The sequence below is a fragment of the Pseudomonas sp. Pse35 genome, from assembly GCF_024519715.1.
Taxonomy (GTDB): Bacteria; Pseudomonadota; Gammaproteobacteria; order Pseudomonadales; family Pseudomonadaceae; genus Aquipseudomonas; species Aquipseudomonas paracarnis.
In genome coordinates, this window is sequence record NZ_JALJRP010000076.1 from 1 (window position 1) to 1,427 (window position 1,427).

Consider the following 1,427-nt stretch of genomic DNA (forward strand, 5'->3'; position numbering starts at 1 on the left):
CCAGGTAGATGGGTGTCGGCTATCAGGCCGTCATCGCAGGCAAGCCAGCTCCCACATTAGCCCTCCCACACTGGCGCTGTTCCAACCGCAGTCAACGCACGGCTTCGAAGAGTCCGGTGGCGCCCATCCCACCCCCCACGCACATGGTGACAACCCCGTAACGCAGGTTGCGCCGTTGCAGTTCGCGCACCAGGTGCCCCACCTGCCGCGAGCCGGTCATGCCGAACGGGTGCCCGATGGAGATTGAGCCGCCGTTGACGTTGTACCTGGCGTTATCAATCTCCAGCCGATTGCGTGCATACAGGCACTGGGAAGCAAAGGCCTCATTGAGTTCCCACAAGTCGATATCCGCCACCTGCAAACCCTTGGCCTTGAGCAACTTGGGCACCGAGAACACCGGGCCGATGCCCATCTCGTCCGGCTCGCAACCGGCCACGGTAAAGCCACGGAAGAACGCCTTGGGCTTGAGCCCCAGTTCCAGGGCTTTTTCCAGGCTCATCACCAGGGTCATCGACGCACCGTCGGAGAGCTGCGAGGAGTTACCTGCCGTTACCGAGCCATCCTCGGCAAATACCGGCTTCAGGCCGCTGAGGCTGGCCAGGGTGGTGTCCGGGCGGTTGCAGTCGTCACGGTCTACCACGCCATCCAGGATCTGCACCGCGCCAGTGTTCTTGTCCTCCACCTTGTACTTGACCGCCATCGGCACGATTTCATCGTTGAACAAGCCATCAGCCTGGGCCTGGGCGGTGCGTTGCTGGCTTTGCAGCGCGTAAAGATCCTGGTCTTCGCGGCTGACGTGATAGCGGCGCGCAACGATTTCGGCGGTCTGGCCCATGGGGAAGTAAATGCCCGGCACCTGTTCCTTAAGCAGCGGGTTGATCAGGTTATCGGTGTTGACGCTCTTCATGGTCAGGCTGATGGACTCCACGCCACCGGCAACAATGATGTCGCTGCAGCCCGAAGCGATCTGGTTGGCGGCAATGGCAATCGCCTGCAAGCCCGACGAACAGAAACGGTTGAGAGTCATGCCCGCCGTACCGGTGCCCAGTTGCGAGAGCACCGCCACGTTACGCCCGATGTTATAGCCCTGGGCGCCTTCGTTGGAGCCGGCACCGACGATGCAGTCTTCTACCGTCGCAGGGTCGATACCGTTGCGGGCCAGCAGCGCATTGACACAATGGGCCGCCATGTCATCGGGACGGGTCTGGTTGAACTTGCCGCGAAAGGATTTGGCCAGGCCGGTTCGCACGCTGTCGACGATCACTACTTCACGCATGGGCTACCTCGATCTTGTGGTTGTGGATCGAGGATAGATCCAGGCCTGGCCGACCGCGATGATCATTCACTGCGTGGATGCAAAAGCATGGAGCCTCTGTAGGAGCGAGCTTGCTCGCGAAAAACTAATAGGCGCCGCGTTCACTCAGGAA

At 61.0% G+C, this 1,427-nt stretch carries 1 protein-coding gene; it reads right to left on the minus strand.

The window, feature by feature from the left end; all coding sequences use genetic code 11:
• Nucleotides 1–91 precede the first annotated feature (91 nt).
• Entirely contained in the window at nt 92–1,276 is a 1,185-nt protein-coding gene (locus OC445_RS26875) for a thiolase family protein (RefSeq protein WP_198790821.1), read from the minus strand.
• Between the last annotated feature and the right edge of the window lie 151 nt (nt 1,277–1,427).